The organism is Chitinophaga sp. (assembly GCF_036566945.1).
In the GTDB taxonomy this organism is placed as follows: Bacteria; Bacteroidota; Bacteroidia; order Chitinophagales; family Chitinophagaceae; genus Chitinophaga.
The window spans coordinates 1-5,557 of the sequence record NZ_DATCVJ010000148.1 but is presented as its reverse complement, the minus strand read 5'-3'; the positions used below and the strand labels follow the sequence as shown (position 1 = coordinate 5,557).

Sequence of the window (5,557 nt, the reverse complement as noted above, 5' to 3'; positions counted from 1 at the left end):
AACAATAAATACCTATTCTTCTGTCGGAAATCGATCTTTATAAGCTACTGTATTGAAACACAAGGAATAATTATGGAAAAAATAAGGATAAAAATAGTAGGTAAGATTAAAAAAGAGTTGGAAGTTAATTTTGCTGAAGCATTGGATTATCGGGAATTGAACAGCAATCAGATGATTTTTTTTGTGGTTATTCAGAGTTTGATATTCCTATTGGTTATTGTTTTACGAAAGTTGTTAAAATTGATGGTACAATACTAAATTGTAAAATACTTTTACGAAATATAAGTCAGCAATTTTTTAAACCATTTGATGAGATTCCACATGGTTGGAAGACTATCAGTAAATTTGAATTTGTTGATGGTGTTATACCAAATGAAGTTCAGACGCTACCCCTGTTAGATGGTTGGGTTTATTCTGGAGAGTATCTGTTTTTTCAATAAGTATTTGCGCATAAATAACTCCCCTGAGCCTCCCAACAAACCACATTTGAGCCGCCCAACAAAACCCCGCCCCCGAATCCCACCTACCTTTGTCAGAACAAAAACAAAAAATCATGACAAAGATTTGGTTCATCACAGGAAGTGCCCGCGGTCTCGGTCGTAGCCTCACGCAGGCTGTATTAGCTAAAGGCGACCGCGTAGCCGCTACCGCCAGAAACCCGGAACAACTGCAAGATCTTACGAATAAATATGGCGATCAGATCCTCCCTATACAACTGGACGTAACAGACAATGCACAAATTCAACAGGCAGTAGAAAAAGCCATCCAACATTTCGGCAGAATAGACGTGCTTGTGAATAATGCTGGTTTTGGTATTACCGGCGCAGCGGAAGCGTTCACGGAAGAACAGGTGCGTAGCCAGCTGGAGACGAACCTTTATGCGCCCATCGCTGTTAGCCGGGCGGTATTGCCTTATATGAGGAAGCAGCGTTCCGGTCGTATCCTGCAAATCAGCTCCATAGGTGGCCGCGTAGGCATGGCCGGCTTAACCATGTACCAGGCGGCTAAATTTGGACTGGGTGGCTTTACAGAGGGGCTGGCGAAAGAAGTAGCGCCGCTGGGCATCTTCGTGACGTCCATAGAGCCGGGTGGCTTTAGAACTGATTGGGGCGGTGCTTCTATGACGTATGCGCCGCAGGTAGAAGGGTATGAGTCTACGGTCGACTGGTTCACCAGCTTCCTGAAAGATGGGAATTTCGTGCCAACAGGAGATCCTGAAAAGGCAGCGAAGGTGATGGTGGATTTGGTAGATCATCCGGCACCTCCGGTACATCTGGTATTGGGCAGTGAGGCAGCAGGTATTTTAAAACAGGCAGATGCAGCGCGACAGGCATCATTCGAAGAATGGCTCCCGGTAACTAATTCCACCGATCATGATGAGGCAGTGGATTTCCTGGAGACAGCAGCAGGACAAGCATTTTCACAAAAATAGTAACAACGATGAAAGCAATAGATCATATTTATATCAATGGTGAATTTGTAAAGCCACATGGCACAAACACTTTCAATCTGATTAATCCCAGCACCAACGCCCTGATCGGGCAGGTGGTGCTGGGCGACGAAACAGATACTCAGCGGGCCATCGCCAGCGCGAAAGCGGCTTTTCAACAGTTTTCGCAAACAACGGTGGCGGAGCGGAGCAACTACCTCCAACGGCTATACGATGCGATGATGAAAAGAATGGACGACCTGGTAGCGGCTACGGTGGAAGAATATGGCGCGCCGCAAGAACGTGCGTTGGCATCCAATCAGCTGGCGGCAAATAGCTTTCTGCATTACAAAAAGGTATTACAGGATTTTGAATTCGTACGGAAAGCAGGCGATTCAGAAGTGATAATGATGCCACTCGGCGTGGTAGCAATCATTACGCCATGGAATGCCAATGCGAGCTATATTTGTAATAAGCTGGCTACGGCTATTGCCGCAGGATGTACCGCGGTTATCAAGCCCAGTGAAATGAGTGCGATTCAAACACAGATTGTAGTCGAATGCCTGCATGAAGCAGGGCTCCCGGCAGGTGTTTTTAATATCGTGAATGGTTTGGGAGATGTAGTAGGCGCCGAGCTTACACGGCATCCGGACATTGCAAAAATCTCTTTCACCGGCTCTACCAACGTAGGTAAAATGATTGCCCGTGGCGCCGTAGACACCATGAAACGGGTAACACTGGAATTAGGCGGTAAATCTGCCAACATCATCCTGGAGGATGCGGACTTTGAGAAGGCCATTCAGCTGGCAGTATCCGCCTGCTTTATGAATAACGGACAAGCGTGTATTGCAGGCTCACGACTGCTGGTACCGGAACACCGCCTGGAAGAAGTGAAAGCATTGCTGAAGACCGCCGTAGCACGAGTGAAGGTGGGAGATCCAAGGGACGCCGCAACGGAAGTAGGACCGCTGGTGAGCCTAAAACAGTACGAACGCGTGCAGGAATATATCCGGCTGGGCATCGCCGGAGGCGCTGAATTGTTGGCGGGTGGCGAAGGACATCCGGAAGGACTGGAAGCCGGCAACTTTGTAAAACCGACTGTCTTTGCCGGCGTAACAAATGATATGCGCATTGCCAAAGAAGAAATTTTCGGACCCGTGTTATCTTTGATGACGTATAAAAATGTAGCCGAAGCAATCGAGATCGCCAATGATACGGTGTATGGTTTGCAGGCATATGTAAGCGGCGCCGATATGAATCAGACCCGCGAAGTGGCGGCAAAACTCATTGCAGGAAGAGTGCTGATTAATTGCCTGCAACATGATCCCATGGCGCCTTTCGGTGGCTTTAAACAGTCCGGTATTGGCCGGGAATTTGGCGCATACGGACTGGAAGAATATGTAGAACCGAAAACACTTATATTGTAGTCATATGTCGAAGCAAATAGTATATTCCTGTTATGCTAACAGGACCAGGGAGGGAGAACAATTTGTGCCGGTACATGTGTTCAGTTACCAGATTGCAGGATCGATCACTTTCAATGATGGCAAAACGGCGCATGTTTGCGATGAAGGAGCACTCACCTTCATCCGCCGCAATCACCTGCTTAAATTCCTGAAACAACCGCCGGAAAATGGAGAGGCGAAAACCATCTCGGTATATCTGGAAGAAGAAACCCTGCGTGACTTTAGTTTGGAATATGGCTATGCTTCCGACAAACAGGTAGAAGGTCCTGTGGTGACAATGCTAAAGCCGGATCCGCTGTACAAAAGCTATATGCAGTCATTGCAACCATATGATAGACTCAGCGAGTCCGGCAATGATGATTTGCTGAAATTGAAATTAAAAGAAGCCATACTCATTCTGCTAAAAGTAAATCCGGAGCTGAAAAACGTATTGTTCGATTTCAGCGAACCCGGTAAAATAGACCTCGAAGCTTTTATGTTGAAGAATTTCCAATTCAACGTAGCCATCAAAAGGTTTGCTTATTTAACAGGCAGGAGTCTGGCTACTTTTAAGCGCGACTTCGAAAAAATATTTCATACTTCTCCCAGTCGCTGGCTGCAACAAAAGCGCCTGCAGGAAGCCTATTACCTGATTAAAGAGAAAGGAAGAAAAACGTCGGACGTATACCTCGAAGTGGGTTTCGAAGATCTTTCTCATTTTTCCTTTGCCTTTAAAAAGGCGTATGGCGTGGCGCCATCGGCGCTGTAAGAACAGTCTTAGCCTCTTTGTCCGCCAATGGCCAAACCACCGTCTACCAGTATGCTTTCACCGGTAACAAAAGAGGCGGCCGGACTGCTGAGCCACAATACCAGTTCTGCTACTTCTTCGGGTTTTGCAAAACGACCCACCGGTGCATGTTTCTTAAAAGGAGCTTGTAGTTCTTCCGCATTTTCTGCAGGGAAAAACCGGTCAAACATAGGCGTATGAATATAGCCGGGTTGGATGTTGTTGATGCGAATGCCGGCAGGTGCCGTTTCTATGGCCAATGCACGGATCATACCATCCAGGCCGGCCTTGCTGGCAGAATAGACTCCGGAGCCGGCAGCGGCGCCACGGGCCAGCCAGGAAGAAGTGTTCACAATGGCGCCACCGGTGCCCTGCTTCTTAAACTGCTCAATCTCATATTTAGCCGATAACCAAACGCCTTTCAGATTGATGCCGATGACGGTATCAAATTCTTCTTCCGGTGTTTCCTCGATGGGCGCAAAATGCCCTTCTATCCCGGCATTATTGAACGCGATATCCAGTTTGCCGAAACGTTGTACCGTTTCCGTTATGAGTTGTTGTACGGCGCTGCTTTGAGATACATCTGTTGCCACGAAATGAACATCGGGGCTGATTTGTTGGAGTTGGGCCAGTGCGGCCTGTCCTTCTTTCTCACGGCGGCCGGCAATCACTACCTTCGCGCCATTGCGGAGAAATAAGGTGGCTGTTGCTAAACCTATGCCGGTGGTACCGCCGGTGATGAGTGCTACTTTGTCTTGTAAGATGTCTTGTGCCATGTCTTTTTTTTATGACACAAAGATAGCGGCCCACATCTCCCTAAAGTTATGCGAATCAAACCGGTACTTATGAAATGGAAACAGGCGCTTTACGAAATTGATTAGGTGTTTGTCCCGTTTGTTTTTTGAAGAAGATGTTAAAGTTAGACGCATGCTCAAAGCCGAGGCAATACCCGATTTCCGCGATATCGCAGTTGCTGTGCAAAATCAGCGCTTTGGCTTCCTGTGTGATCTTTCCGGCAATCCAGTCTGTCGTGGTTTTGCCGGTAGTTTCTTTCAACGCCCGGTTCAGGTGATTGGTATGAACAGATAACTGCGCTGCAAACTCGTTGGCATTTTTAAAACGAATCATCTGGTGAGGCGGATCAATGGGGAATTGTCTTTCCAATAGTTCAAGGAACAACTCACTGATACGTTGACCCGCATTGCCAGCCTGGTAGTACGTTTCCGGCGCCTGCATTTTAAGTGCTTCGTGCATGACTATCTGCACATAACTCCGCAGCAGGTCATACTTATGCGCATAGCCAGCCTGCATTTCCCGGATCATGTTCTCAAAAATACTTTGAAGAAAACCTGTTTTTTCTTTATCGGGAAAAAATACATGATTGCCACCCGCTTTAAATAAAGGGGATTGGGCAAGACCGCCATTTTTTAAATTGGCGTCAATGAAATCTTCGGTAAACAAACAAAAGTACCCCGTTTGCTGATCGGTGAGGGGTTCCCAGGAATAAGGAATCATGGGGTTCATAAAAGAAAGCGCTACCTCCTCCATACGAATGGACTTGTCAGAATAAGATAAGATCCCGCCTCCTTTAGTGATCAGCGATATTTTATAAAAATCCCTTCTATTCGACGGCAGGTTCGTACTGCTGCAACCAAATTCCTCCAGCCGGTTCACATTGAATTGCCCGCTCGGATATTCTTTACCATGTAATTCGAAAAATTCGTCAACGGTTTCTTTCGCTTTCATCCAATAAAGTTATGGAATTCAAGTATAATACACCCACGCATAATAACATCCATCCCTTCAACACCTTACACGCCTTTGTCTGCAAACAGACGGCGGGCCCCCCGCCTCTGTTAACCGTTTAGGGCCACTTATCCTTATCATGCTTGAAAA

The 5,557-nt window shown here is 46.9% G+C and carries 6 protein-coding genes; 4 read left to right on the top strand and 2 right to left on the bottom strand.

The genetic code is table 11. The annotated features are described in order from the left end of the window. The 4 genes from VIP81_RS04275 to VIP81_RS04260 all read left to right on the top strand — a co-directional run. The coding region (locus tag VIP81_RS04275; RefSeq protein ID WP_331957238.1) for a hypothetical protein at nucleotides 1–258 on the top strand (258 nt) is incomplete at its 5' end. Nucleotides 259–553: 295 nt separating this feature from the next. After that, nucleotides 554–1,432, top strand: a complete 879-nt coding sequence (locus tag VIP81_RS04270; protein ID WP_331957237.1) for an oxidoreductase — start codon at nucleotides 554–556, stop codon at nucleotides 1,430–1,432. Nucleotides 1,433–1,440: 8 nt separating this feature from the next. Continuing rightward, nucleotides 1,441–2,856 (top strand): aldehyde dehydrogenase family protein, encoded by a 1,416-nt coding sequence (locus VIP81_RS04265; RefSeq protein WP_331957236.1) that lies wholly within the window; start codon nucleotides 1,441–1,443, stop codon nucleotides 2,854–2,856. 4 nt (nucleotides 2,857–2,860) lie between these two features. Then, nucleotides 2,861–3,643, top strand: coding sequence for an AraC family transcriptional regulator (locus VIP81_RS04260; protein WP_331957235.1), 783 nt, complete (start codon nucleotides 2,861–2,863; stop codon nucleotides 3,641–3,643). A gap of 8 nt (nucleotides 3,644–3,651) precedes the next feature. On the opposite strand, the gene VIP81_RS04255 is transcribed toward VIP81_RS04260, so the two are convergent. Beyond that, a complete protein-coding gene (locus VIP81_RS04255; protein ID WP_331957234.1) occupies nucleotides 3,652–4,437 on the bottom strand; it encodes a glucose 1-dehydrogenase in 786 nt (261 codons plus the stop codon). Between the two features lie 67 nt (nucleotides 4,438–4,504). Next, the gene (locus VIP81_RS04250; protein WP_331957233.1) at nucleotides 4,505–5,407 is read right to left on the bottom strand and encodes an AraC family transcriptional regulator; all 903 of its coding nucleotides are present in this window, start codon (nucleotides 5,405–5,407) and stop codon (nucleotides 4,505–4,507) included. Between the last annotated feature and the right edge of the window lie 150 nt (nucleotides 5,408–5,557).